The sequence below is a fragment of the Pseudomonas poae RE*1-1-14 genome (assembly GCF_000336465.1).
Classification (GTDB): Bacteria; Pseudomonadota; Gammaproteobacteria; order Pseudomonadales; family Pseudomonadaceae; genus Aquipseudomonas; species Aquipseudomonas poae.
This window is the reverse complement of the sequence record NC_020209.1, coordinates 824,915-838,784: the sequence shown is the minus strand read 5'-3', so window position 1 is coordinate 838,784 and position 13,870 is coordinate 824,915. Positions and strand designations below refer to the sequence as shown.

Annotated in this window: 18 protein-coding genes and 1 tRNA gene; 14 read left to right on the top strand and 5 right to left on the bottom strand. The window is 60.2% G+C overall.

What is annotated here, in order from left to right; genetic code table 11:
- Position 1 precedes the first annotated feature (1 nt).
- Both H045_RS03845 and H045_RS03840 read left to right on the top strand, forming a co-directional pair.
- Positions 2–1,516, top strand: a complete 1,515-nt coding sequence (locus H045_RS03845) for a tripartite tricarboxylate transporter permease (RefSeq protein ID WP_015371483.1) — start codon at positions 2–4, stop codon at positions 1,514–1,516.
- Entirely contained in the window at positions 1,509–2,546 is a 1,038-nt protein-coding gene (locus H045_RS03840) for an AbrB family transcriptional regulator (RefSeq protein WP_015371482.1), read from the top strand. The genes H045_RS03845 and H045_RS03840 overlap by 8 nt, the downstream gene beginning before the upstream one ends.
- Positions 2,547–2,574: 28 nt before the next feature.
- Here H045_RS03840 and ung read toward each other — a convergent pair whose 3' ends face one another.
- Positions 2,575–3,267 carry a uracil-DNA glycosylase gene (gene ung, locus H045_RS03835; RefSeq protein ID WP_003233900.1) on the bottom strand — a complete coding sequence of 231 codons (693 nt, stop codon included), beginning with the start codon at positions 3,265–3,267 and terminating at the stop codon, positions 2,575–2,577.
- Between the two features lie 137 nt (positions 3,268–3,404).
- Between ung and H045_RS03830 the strand changes: the two genes are divergently transcribed.
- Positions 3,405–4,517, top strand: coding sequence for an enoyl-CoA hydratase/isomerase family protein (locus H045_RS03830; protein WP_015371481.1), 1,113 nt, complete (start codon positions 3,405–3,407; stop codon positions 4,515–4,517).
- A 3-nt stretch (positions 4,518–4,520) separates the two neighbouring features.
- On the opposite strand, the gene H045_RS03825 is transcribed toward H045_RS03830, so the two are convergent.
- Together H045_RS03825 and H045_RS03820 are read right to left on the bottom strand one after the other, a co-directional pair.
- On the bottom strand, positions 4,521–4,967 hold the full coding sequence (locus tag H045_RS03825; protein ID WP_003233897.1) for a DUF3757 domain-containing protein: 447 nt from the start codon (positions 4,965–4,967) through the stop codon (positions 4,521–4,523).
- A gap of 160 nt (positions 4,968–5,127) precedes the next feature.
- Positions 5,128–5,487: a hypothetical protein gene (locus H045_RS03820; protein WP_003233895.1), complete on the bottom strand. Its 360-nt coding sequence runs from the start codon at positions 5,485–5,487 to the stop codon at positions 5,128–5,130.
- Positions 5,488–5,798: 311 nt separating this feature from the next.
- Between H045_RS03820 and H045_RS03815 the strand changes: the two genes are divergently transcribed.
- The 10 genes from H045_RS03815 (at position 5,799) to H045_RS03775 (ending at position 11,871) form a co-directional block, all read left to right on the top strand.
- Positions 5,799–7,421, top strand: coding sequence for a methyl-accepting chemotaxis protein (locus H045_RS03815; protein ID WP_015371480.1), 1,623 nt, complete (start codon positions 5,799–5,801; stop codon positions 7,419–7,421).
- 62 nt (positions 7,422–7,483) lie between these two features.
- The gene (locus H045_RS03810; RefSeq protein WP_032870483.1) at positions 7,484–7,696 is read left to right on the top strand and encodes a cysteine-rich CWC family protein; all 213 of its coding nucleotides are present in this window, start codon (positions 7,484–7,486) and stop codon (positions 7,694–7,696) included.
- The gene (locus H045_RS03805; RefSeq protein ID WP_015371478.1) at positions 7,686–8,378 is read left to right on the top strand and encodes a pseudouridine synthase; all 693 of its coding nucleotides are present in this window, start codon (positions 7,686–7,688) and stop codon (positions 8,376–8,378) included. Before H045_RS03810 ends, H045_RS03805 begins: the two co-directional genes overlap by 11 nt.
- Positions 8,379–8,460: 82 nt before the next feature.
- Positions 8,461–9,345, top strand: coding sequence for an alpha/beta fold hydrolase (locus tag H045_RS03800; RefSeq protein WP_003233888.1), 885 nt, complete (start codon positions 8,461–8,463; stop codon positions 9,343–9,345).
- Positions 9,346–9,440: 95 nt separating this feature from the next.
- A tRNA-Gly gene (locus H045_RS03795) sits at positions 9,441–9,514 on the top strand.
- Positions 9,515–9,711: 197 nt separating this feature from the next.
- Positions 9,712–10,236, top strand: a complete 525-nt coding sequence (locus H045_RS03790; RefSeq protein ID WP_003233886.1) for a DUF3833 domain-containing protein — start codon at positions 9,712–9,714, stop codon at positions 10,234–10,236.
- Between the two features lie 21 nt (positions 10,237–10,257).
- Positions 10,258–10,563, top strand: coding sequence for a DUF6482 family protein (locus H045_RS03785; RefSeq protein ID WP_003233884.1), 306 nt, complete (start codon positions 10,258–10,260; stop codon positions 10,561–10,563).
- Positions 10,564–10,740: 177 nt separating this feature from the next.
- On the top strand, positions 10,741–10,923 hold the full coding sequence (locus H045_RS24310; protein ID WP_003233882.1) for a type II toxin-antitoxin system HicA family toxin: 183 nt from the start codon (positions 10,741–10,743) through the stop codon (positions 10,921–10,923).
- A 21-nt stretch (positions 10,924–10,944) separates the two neighbouring features.
- Entirely contained in the window at positions 10,945–11,355 is a 411-nt protein-coding gene (locus H045_RS03780) for a type II toxin-antitoxin system HicB family antitoxin (protein WP_003233880.1), read from the top strand.
- Between the two features lie 15 nt (positions 11,356–11,370).
- Positions 11,371–11,871: a methylated-DNA--[protein]-cysteine S-methyltransferase gene (locus tag H045_RS03775; RefSeq protein WP_015371475.1), complete on the top strand. Its 501-nt coding sequence runs from the start codon at positions 11,371–11,373 to the stop codon at positions 11,869–11,871.
- On the opposite strand, the gene H045_RS03770 is transcribed toward H045_RS03775, so the two are convergent.
- Positions 11,872–12,654, bottom strand: a complete 783-nt coding sequence (locus H045_RS03770; protein ID WP_015371474.1) for a GNAT family N-acetyltransferase — start codon at positions 12,652–12,654, stop codon at positions 11,872–11,874. It abuts the gene before it with no gap.
- A 175-nt stretch (positions 12,655–12,829) separates the two neighbouring features.
- Between H045_RS03770 and H045_RS03765 the strand changes: the two genes are divergently transcribed.
- Positions 12,830–13,255 carry a low affinity iron permease family protein gene (locus H045_RS03765; protein ID WP_015371473.1) on the top strand — a complete coding sequence of 142 codons (426 nt, stop codon included), beginning with the start codon at positions 12,830–12,832 and terminating at the stop codon, positions 13,253–13,255.
- A gap of 54 nt (positions 13,256–13,309) precedes the next feature.
- Here H045_RS03765 and H045_RS03760 read toward each other — a convergent pair whose 3' ends face one another.
- Positions 13,310–13,837 (bottom strand): DUF4142 domain-containing protein, encoded by a 528-nt coding sequence (locus tag H045_RS03760; protein ID WP_015371472.1) that lies wholly within the window; start codon positions 13,835–13,837, stop codon positions 13,310–13,312.
- Positions 13,838–13,870 lie beyond the last annotated feature (33 nt).

Here is a 13,870-nt window from a genome sequence, read left to right as displayed (position 1 = left end):
TATGGATACTTTTGGCTATTTGGGCCAGGGTTTCGGCGTCGCGCTGAGCCCCTACAACCTGGTCACCGCGCTGTGCGGCACCTTGATCGGCACCGTGGTCGGCCTGTTGCCGGGCCTGGGGCCGATCAACGGCGTGGCACTGCTGATCCCCATCGCCTTCGCCCTGGGCCTGCCGCCGGAGTCGGCGTTGATCCTGCTGGCTGCGGTGTACCTGGGTTGCGAATACGGCGGCCGTATCAGTTCGATCCTGCTGAACATCCCGGGCGAAGCCTCCACCGTGATGACCACCCTCGACGGTTACCCGATGGCCCGTAAAGGCTTGGCCGGCGTAGCCCTGTCGTTGTCGGCATGGAGTTCGTTCATCGGCGCGTTCATCGCCACCTGCGGCATGGTGCTGTTTGCGCCGCTGCTGGCCAAATGGGCGATTGCCTTCGGCCCCGCGGAATATTTCGTCCTGATGGTGTTCGCGATTGTCTGCCTGGGCGGCATGGCCGGCGACAAACCGCTGAAGACCTTCGTGGCGGCGTTGATCGGTCTGTTCCTGTCGGCGGTGGGTATCGACGCCAACAGTGGCGTGTACCGGTTTACCGGCGACAATATCCACCTCACCGACGGTATCCAGTTTGTCGTGCTGGTGCTGGGCCTGTTCTCGATCAGTGAGATCCTGTTGCTGCTGGAAAAAACCCACCGTGGCCAGGAAGCGGTGAAGGCGACCGGACGCATGATGTTCAACCTGAAGGAAGCCGGTGCGGTCTTCGTCGTCAACATCCGTTGCGGCCTGCTGGGCTTCATCATGGGCGTGTTGCCGGGTGCGGGCGCCACCCTGGCCTCGGCGGTTGCCTACATGACCGAGAAACGTATCGCGGGTGCCAGCGGCAAATTCGGCCAGGGTGACATGCGCGGCCTGGCAGCACCGGAAACCGCCATCGGCGCCTCCGCCTGCGGCGCCCTGGTGCCGATGCTGACCCTTGGCGTACCCGGTTCGGGCACCACGGCGGTGATGATCGGCGCCCTGTCGCTGTACAACATCACCCCTGGCCCGCTGCTGTTCCAACAGCAACCGGATATCGTCTGGGGCCTGATCGCTTCGCTGTTCATCGCCAACATCATGCTGGTGATCCTCAACATCCCGATGATCCGTATCTTCACACGCATCCTCGCCGTGCCGAACTGGGCGCTGGTGCCGGTGATCGCCATCATCACCGCGATCGGCGTGTACGCGGTTCACGCCACCACCTTCGACCTGTTCCTGATGGTGGGCATCGGTATCTTCGGCTACATCCTGCGCAAGCTGGACTTCCCGTTGTCGCCCGTGCTGCTGGGCTTCATCCTTGGCGGTTTGATGGAGCAGAACCTGCGTCGTGCGCTGTCGATCTCCAACGGTGCGCTGGAGATCCTCTGGTCGAGCCCGATCACCTTGGGTGTATGGGTACTGACCGTGTTCATGCTGATATTCCCGCTGATCCGCATCTACCGTAAACGTGCCCTGCAGCGTCGCGCCTTGACCGATGTCTGACGTCACCTTCAAGCAATGGTGGGCAACACCGCTGGTCGGCCTGGCCGGCGGTTACCTGGCCAGCCTCGTCGGCTGGCCTTTGCCGTACATGGTCGGCTCGCTGCTGGCGATCATCCTGGTGCGCTGCCTCACGCCCTGGCAGCTGGGGGAGATTCCCGGCGGGCGCAAATGCGGCCAATGGGTGGTGGGCATCGGCATCGGCCTGCACTTCACTCCGCTGGTAATCGAGCAGGTGATGAGCCACTTCGGGCTGATCTTCTTCGGTGCCTTGATCACCAGCCTGTCGAGCGTGGTCGGGGTGTGGTTGATGCGGCGCAGCGGTGAAGACCGCGCCACCGCGTTTTTCTCCAGCATGCCGGGCGGTTCCGGTGAGATGGTCAACCTCGGCGCGCGCAATGGCGCCGTGCTCAGCCGGGTGGCCGCCGGGCAAAGTCTGCGCGTGCTGGTGGTGGTGCTGTGCATCCCGGCGATCTTCAAGTACTTGCTGGGCGGCGGTGCGCCGCAGTTTCATCCGGCGCCCGTCGACTGGACCTGGCTGGCCCTGTTGTTTCCACTGGGCGCGCTGGTCGCCTGGGGCTGGCAGCGCTTGCGTCAGCCGAACCCCTGGCTGTTCGGACCGCTGCTGGTAAGCGCTATCGCCAGCGTGACCTGGGACCTGCACATCGGCCTGCCCGACGGCGGCAGTCAGATGGGCCAGTGGCTCATCGGCAGCGGTTTGGGCTGCCACTTCAACCGTCAGTTTTTCCGCCGCGCGCCCTCCTTCATGGCTCGCACCCTGCTCGGCACGGCCTTGACCATGGCGCTGGCGACACTGGCGGCGGTAGCGCTGAGCGCCTTGACCCAACTGGACCTGCGCTCACTGACCCTGGGCATGATGCCCGGCGGCATTGCGGAAATGAGCCTCACGGCAGAGACCTTGCAACTGTCGGTGCCGCTGGTAACGGCGATGCAGGTGATGCGCTTGTTGTTCGTGCTGTTTTTAGCCGAACCCTTGTTTCGTCGCTGGGACCGCCAGCCCGACAAAACCTGAAACCACCCACCTTTTCCTGCCGCCGGCTTCAGATCGGCGGCAACCGCCAGTCAATCGGCGCCTCGCCATTCTGCTCAAGAAACTTGTTGGTGCGGCTGAAGTGCCCGCAGCCCAGAAACCCGCGATACGCCGACAAGGGCGACGGGTGCACCGAGGTCAGCACAAGGTGCTTGGTGGCATCGATCAGCTTCTGCTTGCCCTGCGCATGGGCGCCCCACAGCAGAAACACCAGATGCGGCTGATGCTCACTGACCACTTCGATAATCCGATCGGTGAAGAACTGCCAGCCCTTGCCCGCATGGGCATTGGCGTTGGCACGCTCCACCGTCATGGTGGTATTGAGCATCAGCACGCCCTGGTCAGCCCAGCTTTGCAGGTAGCCGTGATTGGGAATGTCGATGTTCAGGTCGCGCTTGAGTTCTTTGTAGATGTTGACCAGCGACGGCGGCGCCGGCACGCCCGGCTGCACCGAAAAGCACAGGCCGTGGGCCTGGCCGGGACCGTGATAAGGGTCCTGGCCGAGAATCACGACCTTGACCTTGTCCAGCGGCGTGGAGTTGAGCGCGTTGAAAATCAGCGGGCCCGGTGGATAGATTTCCTTGCCAGCGGCATGCTCCTGTCGCAGAAACTCGCGCAACTGCGCCATGTAGGGCTTGTCGAATTCCTCTCGCAGGGCGTGCTTCCAGCTGGGTTCGAGTTTGATACGGTCGCCGTCGGTCATGGTGGGTTCATCGTGCAGAAAAAGAATGGGCGAACCCTAGGAAACGTGCCCCCGCTTGTCAATTGATCTGACACACCACCGGCACTTTCCCAAGGAGCGATCATACTGATCCTTCACCTTCTCGATTTGAGGTCACGATGAATCTGCACTTCGAAGAGCTGACCGGCAGCGGCGGCGCCCGTATCGGCATCGCCAGCCTGGACGCTGAAAAATCCCTCAACGCCCTTTCCCTGCCCATGATCCTGGGCCTCGGCGAACGCCTGGAAGCCTGGGCCAAAGACCCGAATATCGTTTGCGTGCTGCTGCGCGGCAGCGGGCCCAAGGCCTTTTGCGCCGGTGGCGAAGTGCGCAGCCTGGCCCAAGCGTGCCTTGAGCAACCCGGCGAGGTACCGGCCCTGGCCGCACAGTTTTTCGCCGCCGAGTACCGCCTTGACTACCGTCTGCACACTTACCCCAAGCCGGTGATTTGCTGGGGCCACGGCTACGTGTTGGGCGGCGGCATGGGCCTGCTGCAAAGTGCCTCAGTGCGCATCGTCACGCCCGGCAGCCGCCTGGCCATGCCGGAGATCAGCATCGGCCTGTACCCGGATGTGGGCGCCAGCAGCTTCCTGTCGCGCCTGCCCGGCAAACTCGGCTTGTTCCTGGGCCTGACCGGCGCGCATATCAATGGCCGCGACGCCCTGGACCTGGGCCTGGCCGACCGTTTCCTGCGCGACGACCAGCAAGACGAACTGCTCGAAGGCCTGCTGCAACTCAATTGGCAGGAACAGAGCGCGATGCAACTCAACAGCCTGCTCAAGGCCCTGGCCCGAGAGGCCGTCGACCAGCAGCCCGAAGCGCAATGGCTGCCACGCCGTGCGCAAATCGACGAGTGGCTGGACGTGGGCGATGTGCGCTGTGCGTGGCGCGCCTTGAGCCAGCTAGATGATCACGCCGACCCGCTGCTGAGCCGCGCCGGCCAGACCCTCAGCGAAGGCTGCCCGCTGACCGCGCACCTGGTGTGGGAACAGTTCCAGCGCGCGCGCCATCTGTCGCTGGCCGAGCTGTTCCAGATGGAATACACCATGACGCTCAACTGCTGCCGTCATCCGGAATTCAGTGAGGGGGTTCGCGCGCGATTGATCGACAAGGATCAGAAACCGCGTTGGCACTGGCCCGATATCAATACAGTGCCTGAAGCCGTGGTGCAGGCGCATTTCCATAAGGCGTGGGAGGGACGGCATCCGCTGGCGGATTTTTCCTACTTCTGACAGTCATAGTCGCGGTTTGGCGATCGTGAACGAGCAATTGTCGGGCTGATTGTCCGTGCAGACATACACCTCTTGTTCAAGCGGGTCTTTGGCGATCTTCCAATGCAAGGTACCTGTCAACGAAATTTCTTCTACAGCGCCCGTTCTTACTGGGCGCAATTCGATTCTTCGGCCCTTGAGGGTACTGTAAACGCATTTATCCAGAAGACCGTTTTCGCGCTCCTGATCCTTCTCCGGTATGAAAATTGCGCCAATGAATCGGTCAACGAACCGGTCAACGAGATCAATGCTCTTGAACTTCGAACTGCGCCATTGAAACCGCATATCAGATGGCAGGAAGAAGCCGTCAACGTATCTGATCGTTGATGGATAGGGACAGCCAAACGCTTCATGGGCTTGGGCCAAGCTGCCAGCCATCAAGAAATACAGACAAACCAACTTTTTGATCATTTCCAGAGTTCCATCTATTCCCTGATTACTTCGAGGGCACAACGGCCGACGTCAGTGAAATACATTTGAACCCGATAAGATACCTGTTAATTCTGACAGTACCGACGAACGGTACCCACAAAAAAACGGCGCATTGTGCGCCGTTTTTATTGTTCAACATTTAACGATGGCCGCCGCGGCCTCCCCCGTGGTCACCACCACGCCCGCGTCCGCCGTTATGCCAACGGTCACCCCATCCCTGGTTCGGATAAGGTCGGTACCCGGCGCGCGGCCCGTAATAGCGCGGAGCCGGTTGGTAATAACGCGGCGCCGGGTAGTAACGCGGCGCCGGCGTGTAATAGCGAGGGGCCGGATAGTAATCGCGCCGGTACTGATACGTCGGGCCGCCGCCGTAGTAATACACCGGCGCCGGTTCGGTGTAGACCTCGGAGCGATAGTAAGTGGTGGTGCCCTCGTAATAGGGCACGCAGCCGGAAAGAGTCAGGCCGAGCAATGCAGCAAGCAGCAGTCGTCGATACATGGCGGCCTCCTGGACCGCGGAAGAGCACCTCCAGCGACGCTGGAGAGCGGCATTCAGCCTTCGCTAAATGACGAAATATCTGACATCAAAAACTGAATACGGTGCGTTTTGGTAATAACTTGATACAAGCTCCCTGAATGCATGTCTGGCCTGACTATTGCTTTACCGACGGTAGAGCCAACCCGTGAATTCACGGACCATTTCTGCACACGATGAAACTTTAAACAAATCGATCATGTCACTATGCCATCGCACAACGGCACGGAGGCTCTAGCGCGAGCACCCTACTCTTATATCCCCGGATTTCCGCCATGAAGATTTCAACCAAGCTGCTGCTCTCATTCGTACTGTGCGCGTTCATTACCCTGGGCGTCGGCGCACTGGGCATCAAAGGCGTGATCCGTCTGGCTTCGGCCCTCGATTTAACGTTTTCCAACAATCTGGTCTCGGTCAGCAACACCGCGGCGACCCTCAATGGCCTGGTTGCCCACAACCGCGGCTTGTACCGGTTGCTGGATGCCAGTCATGGCGATGTGGCCCAGCAAGACCGTGAACGCGTGCGCCAGGACATTGCCGCCCAACTCAAGGCCGGCCTGAGCGCTTACGCCAGCTATCGCACCACCCCCCTCGAAGATGACGAACGCGCTGCAGGGGACAAGTTTGATCAATTAATGCCCGGCTACATCAGCAGTTCCGAAGGCATCATTGCACTGCTCGATGCAGGGCAGACAGAACAGGCAAGAGTACAGCTCAACACCACCAACAACGAAATGTTCAGGCAGGCCCGCGAACTGATCCGCGCGATTATCGATTCCAACAGCCGGCAGATCAAAGAAGGCTCGATCGAGGCCGATGAACTGCGCAGCAGCGCCATGAACTGGATGATTGGCGGCATCGTGCTGGCCTTCATCATCGCTATCACGGTCGGCCTGCTGATCACCCGCCTGATCACGCGCCCCATCGCCCAGGCCGTGGCAAGCGCCCAACGGATTGCCCAGGGCGACCTGACTCACGCGATTCTCACCGATCGCACCGATGAAGCCGGGCAACTGCTGATGGCGATTTCGGATATGCAGGGCGGTCTGAAAACCACACTGCTGGAAATCGCCAACGCTTCGGACCAACTGGCGTCCGCTGCTGAAGAACTGAGTGCGGTGACCGACGAGAGCACACGCAGCCTCACCCGCCAGAACGACGAAATCCAGCAAGCCGCCACCGCCGTCAACCAGATGACCGCAGCCGTCGACGAAGTGGCCGGCAACGCCGTGTCAACCTCCGAGGCCTCGAACCAGGCCACCACGGAAGCCGAAGAAGGCCAGCAGCAAGTGGAACAGGCCGTTTCCGGCATGAGCTCGATGGTGGTGGAAATCAACGATTCGACGCAATCGGTCGCCGACCTCGCCAATCAGGTTCGCGAAATCGGCAAGGTGATCGATGTGATTCGCGGCATCGCCGACCAGACCAACCTGCTGGCGCTCAATGCGGCCATCGAAGCGGCCCGCGCGGGCGAGCAAGGCCGCGGTTTTGCGGTGGTCGCCGACGAGGTGCGCGCATTGGCCCATCGCACCCAGACCTCCACCGTGGACATTGAAAAAATGATCGGCGAAGTCCAGGCCGGTGCAGACGATGCCGTGGCCGCGATGAACAAGAGCCTCACCTGGGCCAATAACACCCAGACCCTGGCACAGAACGCCGGGCATGCCCTGCAGCGGATTACCAGCAGCGTGGCGAAGATCAACGAACGCAACCTGGTGATCGCCTCCGCGTCCGAAGAACAGGCTCAAGTGGCCCGCGAAGTCGACCGCAACCTGCTGAACATCCAGGACCTGTCGACCCAGACAGCCGCCGCTGCCAACCAGACCAACGCCTCCAGTCAGGACCTGTCGCGCCTGGCGACCTCGTTCAATGTGCTGGTCAGCAAGTTCAAGCTGTAAGTAGCCTGGCGTGGGTGCGCGCTGTATCGTGCAAGGCAACCTTGCTCGATACCGCCAGCCCCATGACCACGCCCACCCTTTGCCCCGCCTGCGGCGCCCCCAATGATTGCACCCTCGCCGACCCGCGCACTGCAGGCATGGCCTGCTGGTGCTTCAGCGTCAGCATCGACCCGGCGCTGCTCCAGGCCCTTCCCGATGAGCTACGCAACAAGGCCTGCCTGTGCCCCCGTTGCGCCCAGGTGGACGAACACTTGCGCAACCCAGATGCGCGTTGATCGCTTGCTCAGCAACCTGCCGCGCTTCAATCGCAAGCAGGTACGCGTGTTATTGGTGGAACGGCGAGTGAGCGTCGATGGGGTGGCGGTCAGCGATCCGCATCATGACGTGCGCGAATTCAGCCGGGTATGCGTGGACGATGAGGTGGTGCAAGCCGGTAAACCGGCGCGCTATTTCATGCTGCACAAACCCCGGGGCTGCGTGAGCGCCACAGCGGACCCGCAACACCCCACAGTCCTGGACCTGCTGGATGAACCGGACAAGCACGAGTTGCATATCGCCGGTCGCCTGGACTTCAACACCACCGGCCTGCTGCTGATCACCAACGACGGTCAGTGGTCACGGCGCCTGACGCAACCAACGACCAAGCTGCCCAAGGTCTACCGGGTTGAAACCGAGCAGGATATCGGCAACGAGTACGCGGCGACATTCAAGGCGGGCCTGTACTTTGCCTTCGAAGACCTCACCACCCAACCGGCCGAGCTTCAATTGCTGGGCCCGAGAACCGCGCGACTGAGCATCATCGAAGGCCGTTATCACCAGGTAAAACGCATGTTCGGGCATTTCGACAACAAGGTGCTGGCCTTGCACCGCGAGCGCATGGGGCCGCTTGATTTGGATAGCGGGCTGGCGCCCGGCGAGTATCGCGCGTTGCGCCCGCAAGAGATCCAGCAAGTCTGAGGCCCATCGGCATTGCCTGCCTGTCATAAAGCGAGTGCAGAGTGGTTTGCGCGCTCTACCCGCTTGCCAGGAGTCTTACGACATGACGCCAGAAATCGCTGTGTTGGATATGCAGGGTCAGTACCGGGTTTACACGGAGTTATACCGCGCGGACGCGGCTGAAAAGACCATCGTCCTGGTCAACGGCTCGATGGCCACCACGGCTTCCTTCGCCCAGACCGTGAAAAGCCTGCACCCGCAATTCAATGTGGTTCTGTACGACCAGCCCTACGCCGGCCGTTCCAGAATCCACAACCGCCATGAGCACATGCTCACCAAGGAGGTCGAAGGCCAGCTCCTGCTGGACCTCATCGACCACTTCGCCGCCGAGCATGTGCTGTCCTTCTCCTGGGGCGGCACGGCGGCGCTGGTGGCCTTGTCCCAGCGGCCCCGGCGCGTGGAAAAGGCGGTGATCAGCTCGTTCTCCCCGGTGATCAATGCGCCCATGCGTGACTATCTTGAACGGGGCGCCGATTACCTCGGCAACCGCGACCGCCACCGCGTCGGCCATCTGGTCAACAGCACCCTCGGCAAGCACCTGCCGTCGTTGTTCAAACGCTTCAACTACAAACACGTCAGCGGCCTGGCCGAGCACGAATACGGGCAGATGCATTTTCACATCAGCCAGATGCTGGACGGTGATCGACAGTACTACCTCAAGGCAGCCAAGGCCATCGACGTACCGGTGCTGTTCATCAACGGCGAATGGGACGAATACACCTGCCCCCAGGATGCCCGGTTGTTCGGGCAGCATGTGGCGCACAGCAGCTTCAGCACCATTCAGGCAACCGGGCATTTCCTCGACATGGAACACAAGGCAGCCTGCCGCGACAGCCGGGAGGCGGTGGTGGGATTCTTGAAGGGGCAACGGCCGTTGAGCCGGTTGAGATGTCAGCAGGGACGGACGCAGCAGGCATTCGCACTCTGAAATGCCATTGCTGCGGAAGCGACAGCAGACTCATCGATTTTTGAAGAAAAACTTCAAATTGCGGCGAACATCTGGTACAAAGTCAGCCGCTTTGAGCGGGTATAGTTTAGTGGCAAAACGAAAGCTTCCCAAGCTTTAGTTGAGGGTTCGATTCCCTCTACCCGCTCCACTCTTTTTGGGTCCGACGTCGCAGTTTTTTTGACGGAAGATGCATGAAAAACCGGTCCGAATGGCCGGTTTTTTTATGGCTGCCATTTGAGTCAGGCATCAGACGATGCACTCAAGACCTGTACAAACCAATAATTCTGTACAACTATCTACCCTTGAGCGCCGGCAAGACGCTGCGCGCGATCAAGGAGCCAGGCCATGCCACGCCTTCTGGTTTCACTGTTGCTGATACTCAGCTTGGGTGGCTGCGCCCATGTGGGCGTCGAGCACTATGCCAATCAGCAACCGCAATTGGATCTGCAGCGTTTCTTCAGCAAGCCCGTCAAGGCCTGGGGGATATTCGAAAAACGCTCGGGCGAAGTGGCCAAGCGTTTCGAGGTGGACATCACCAGCCGGCGCGAGGGCAATGCGCTGATTCTCGATGAGCGATTTCTATACAGCGATGGCACGCGCCAGCAGCGGGTGTGGACGCTCACCCCCGATGGCCCCGGGCGCTGGCGTGGGCGCGCCGGTGATGTCGTGGGCGAGGCCATCGGCGAAGTGGCCGGCAATGCGCTGCGCTGGCGCTACCGGCTCAACCTGCCGGTGGATGGTTCTGTGTACGAAGTCAGTTTTGACGACTGGATGTACCTGATGGATGAAGACACGCTGATCAACCGTTCGAGCATGTCCAAGTTCGGCGTTGAGTGGGGCCAGGTCACGTTGTTCTTTCGTCGCCAATAAACCTGAACGCGAGGGTGAATCATGAATGTGCAAATGTTGACCGAACTGGCCGAGAAAGGCGCAATACGTGAGCTGGAACTGCTGTCGCTGGAGGGTGGCTTTTACATTGCTCGCGTGAAACTCGACGACGGCGAACTGACCTTGCTGGACGAGTATGGCAAGACCCTGCGCCTGCGTTCCACTACCCATCTGCGCGACCTGTTGCAACGCGTTCCGCCATTTCCCTGTGTGCTGGTGCAGCAGTGCGTGCATGACGAAATGTGCGGCACGCGTGCAGGACCTATCGGTGCCTTGCGCATTCCGTTTTCGCTCGCGGCGACGCACTAGGCGCTTCGCCTGCGTCGCAAAACCTCGCAATACCTCTCTCCGGCGTCGTTCCCAGGCGCTCATACACTGCAGTGACCACTCACCGAAATACCGCTCATCAATTACCGGTGGGTAGAGTGTTGATATTTTATTTTCTGTGGTTATAGTCGCCACCAACACACACCACAAGGAGGTGTTGTGGATAGTCGGTATTTGATAGGTCATATCGTTGCGGATGGCTGGTACCTGGTGCGTATCAGAGGCAGTCATCACCACTACAAACACCCGACCAAGCCCGGACTGGTGACGATTCCTCATCCAAAAAAGGATCTGTTGGACAAGACTGCCAAAAGCATTTTGAAACAGGCTCTGCTGAGTTGAACGTCTGTGGAGGACAAACCCATGCTGTACCCCATCGCAATTTCAACCGGTGACAAAGACCACGCCTGGGGCGTGGAAGTCCCGGATATTCCTGGCTGCCATTCGGCCGGCGACGACCTGGACGACGCCATGGCCATGGCCCGCGAAGCCATCGAAGGACACTTCGAAATCCTTGCCGAAGACGGCTCGCCGATTCCCGGCGCGCAAAAAGTCACGGTGCATGCCGCCAACCCCCAATACGCCGGCTGTACCTGGGCAGTGGTGGACATCGATGTCACCCGCTATCTGGGCAAGGCGCAAAAACTCAACATCACCTTGCCTGGCTATCTGCTTAATCGCATTGATGACTATGTGCTACACCACCCGGAAGAAAAAAGCCGTTCAGGTTTTCTGGCATCGGCAGCACTCAAGGTACTGCAGAACGGCCACTGACCCAGGAACGCGCTCATGCCCCACGAATACACCCTCATGCCCTCCCCCGTCGGCCAGCTCACCCTGGTGGCACGCGCCGGCAAGCTCGCGGCCATCCTGTGGGAAACGGAGCGCGCCAACCGTGTTCGCCTGGGTGATTTGATCGAGACCGGCGATAACCCGGTGCTGCTGGAAACCGAACGCCAGTTGACCGAATATTTCGCCGGAACGCGCAACCATTTCGAGCTGGAGCTGGATTTTGTCGGCACCGACTTTCAGACGCAGGTCTGGCAAGCGCTGTTGACCATTCCCTTCGGCGAAACCCGCAGCTACAGCCAGATTGCCTCGCAGATCGGCAACCCCACCGCCGTTCGCGCAGTGGGCGCCGCCAACGGTCGCAACCCCATCTCGATCATTGCGCCGTGTCATCGCGTCATTGGCGCATCGGGCACCTTGACCGGGTTTGCCGGGGGGCTTGAGGCCAAGCAGTACCTGTTGACGCTGGAAAACCGCAACCAAGCCAACCTGATGTTCTGATTACACCTGTGCAACCGGGCCCCGCACAAAGGTCTGATAATCGAACAAGCGCTCGAAACCCAGGCTTTGATAGAGCGACGTAGCCCCCGTAGTCGCCTCAAGAAAACAGAGCAGCCCGCCCAGGCGCCAGGCATGAAGCAGGACGGTCTGGATCAATCGAGTGCCATAGCCCTTACCGCGAAGACCCGCGACGGTACCAAAATCGTTGATGCGCGCCGCCCCGTCACACATCGACAACGTCAACGAAGAAGCCACCTGGCCCTCGACAGACAAAACGAAGTGGTACAACGCCTCACCCGCCTCAAGAGCCCGCTCATGCCGCAGCTGATAATGCGCGACCTCTGCGGGAGCCGACGAGAACGCGCTGGCAAGCGGGACGGCCCACTGTGTGAGGTCGCGGGTCAGGCTGATCTGCGCAGCCGCCGCACTGGGCGATGGCGTCAACGACACCCATCGAAGGGCCATTGCGGTGGTCATTTCGGCCGCCTGAAAATCGAGGTCCGTGAGCAGCTCACGCAACGCCTCAACCTTTTGCTCGTGAATGACCAGGCGCACAGGCAGCGGGGTACGGCGGATCAAATCCAGCGCAGCGGCCAGCTCATCGCCCGACGGCACGCACCCCAGCCGAATGATGAGCAGGTTCTGCGGACCACCGTCTTCATCAATGACATAAGCGCTGACGCATGAACCGTAGCGGCGATACGGCAAGCAGGTCGTGGAATAAAAATGTTCGTCGGTTTTTTGATAGAGCGCGCTCAGCTCACAGGCGCTGTCATTGGGCATGGGCAACATCCAGGCAAAAACCCAGTCTTGGAGGTGACGCAGCTACGTGCTGTAGGCCGACTCCTAAAAGAGGATCAAAAAAGCGTCGCCTGGCTTGGGAAGTTAACTGTAAAAAGAAATTTCACAGGCCAGCCACGGTCGATATGGTCATCACCCACTTCAAAGGAAAAAGGTCATGAAATTCGCCGCCATCTCGCAATCCCTGTCCCGCTGGGCAGGCAGTGCCCGGACGTTCTATGCCGCCGTCGCATTGATTTGCTTGTGGAGCCTGAGCGGGCCGTACTTTCACTACAACGACACTTGGCAATTGATCATCAACACCTCGACCACCATCATCACGTTTCTGATGGTGTTCCTGATCCAGAACACGCAAAACCGCGACAATGACATCCTGCACATCAAGATCGATGAACTGCTGCGCGTCTCCAAGGATGCGCAGAATGCGGTGCTGAGTCTGGATGGGCTCGACCGTAAAGAACTCGAAAAACTACGCCAGGAATACCGCAGCATCGGCAAAACCGGCACCGTCAGTTTGCACAGCAGTTGCGGCATCGCTGCCGACGATGCCGAACAAGTCAGGACCGACCTGAACCAGGCATGAAAAAACGGCGGTTGGATCTGATCCAACCGCCGTTTTTCATTTCAGGCCAGCCTCTCAACCGTCGCCTTGATGGCCTTTGCCATAGGTCGATGCCAGCGCACGGGCCTTTTGCAAACGCTCCTCCAGCTTGGGCAGCGTCTCATCCACCAGGGCCTTTATTTCCGGCACGCTGGAAGCCGCACCCTCGCGCTTGAACAGGGCGATGGCGTCTTCGTTTTCCTTGACCTGCTGCGCCGTATAGGCGGCGTCGAACGAGTCGCCATCCTTGAGCTCGGGCATCAGGGTTTCGGCCTTGTCGACAATTTTCTCGCGCGGCGCCACGGGCAGCTCGAGCTTCTTGGCGATGGCCGCCAGGTGCTGGTTGGCCAGCGTGCGCTCGTTGATCACCTCAATGGTGTAGTCCTTGATTTCCTGGGACGAGGTCTTGGAATGGGCCATGCGACTGGTTTCGATATCGGCCATGCCTTTGGCCGAGGCCTGCTCAATGAATTCGGCAGGCGACTGGGCGAAGGCATTGCTGGCGCCGAGGCCCAGCAGCATCGCGAAACTGGCGGTGCGTAACCGGATAGCCATGCGGCTCATGATGGGTTCCTCCAGGGCAAAAATAGGTGCGAG

Bases quoted from the DNA above. Each gene is read 5' to 3' on its own strand.
- H045_RS03845 (WP_015371483.1), top strand. From the start codon at position 2: ATGGATACTTTTGGCTATTTGGGCCAGGGTTTCGGCGTCGCGCTGAGC.
- H045_RS03840 (WP_015371482.1), top strand. From the start codon at position 1,509: ATGTCTGACGTCACCTTCAAGCAATGGTGGGCAACACCGCTGGTCGGC.
- ung (WP_003233900.1), bottom strand. From the start codon at position 3,267: ATGACCGACGGCGACCGTATCAAACTCGAACCCAGCTGGAAGCACGCC.
- H045_RS03830 (WP_015371481.1), top strand. From the start codon at position 3,405: ATGAATCTGCACTTCGAAGAGCTGACCGGCAGCGGCGGCGCCCGTATC.
- H045_RS03825 (WP_003233897.1), bottom strand. From the start codon at position 4,967: ATGATCAAAAAGTTGGTTTGTCTGTATTTCTTGATGGCTGGCAGCTTG.
- H045_RS03820 (WP_003233895.1), bottom strand. From the start codon at position 5,487: ATGTATCGACGACTGCTGCTTGCTGCATTGCTCGGCCTGACTCTTTCC.
- H045_RS03815 (WP_015371480.1), top strand. From the start codon at position 5,799: ATGAAGATTTCAACCAAGCTGCTGCTCTCATTCGTACTGTGCGCGTTC.
- H045_RS03810 (WP_032870483.1), top strand. From the start codon at position 7,484: ATGACCACGCCCACCCTTTGCCCCGCCTGCGGCGCCCCCAATGATTGC.
- H045_RS03805 (WP_015371478.1), top strand. From the start codon at position 7,686: ATGCGCGTTGATCGCTTGCTCAGCAACCTGCCGCGCTTCAATCGCAAG.
- H045_RS03800 (WP_003233888.1), top strand. From the start codon at position 8,461: ATGACGCCAGAAATCGCTGTGTTGGATATGCAGGGTCAGTACCGGGTT.
- H045_RS03790 (WP_003233886.1), top strand. From the start codon at position 9,712: ATGCCACGCCTTCTGGTTTCACTGTTGCTGATACTCAGCTTGGGTGGC.
- H045_RS03785 (WP_003233884.1), top strand. From the start codon at position 10,258: ATGAATGTGCAAATGTTGACCGAACTGGCCGAGAAAGGCGCAATACGT.
- H045_RS03780 (WP_003233880.1), top strand. From the start codon at position 10,945: ATGCTGTACCCCATCGCAATTTCAACCGGTGACAAAGACCACGCCTGG.
- H045_RS03775 (WP_015371475.1), top strand. From the start codon at position 11,371: ATGCCCCACGAATACACCCTCATGCCCTCCCCCGTCGGCCAGCTCACC.
- H045_RS03770 (WP_015371474.1), bottom strand. From the start codon at position 12,654: ATGCCCAATGACAGCGCCTGTGAGCTGAGCGCGCTCTATCAAAAAACC.
- H045_RS03765 (WP_015371473.1), top strand. From the start codon at position 12,830: ATGAAATTCGCCGCCATCTCGCAATCCCTGTCCCGCTGGGCAGGCAGT.
- H045_RS03760 (WP_015371472.1), bottom strand. From the start codon at position 13,837: ATGAGCCGCATGGCTATCCGGTTACGCACCGCCAGTTTCGCGATGCTG.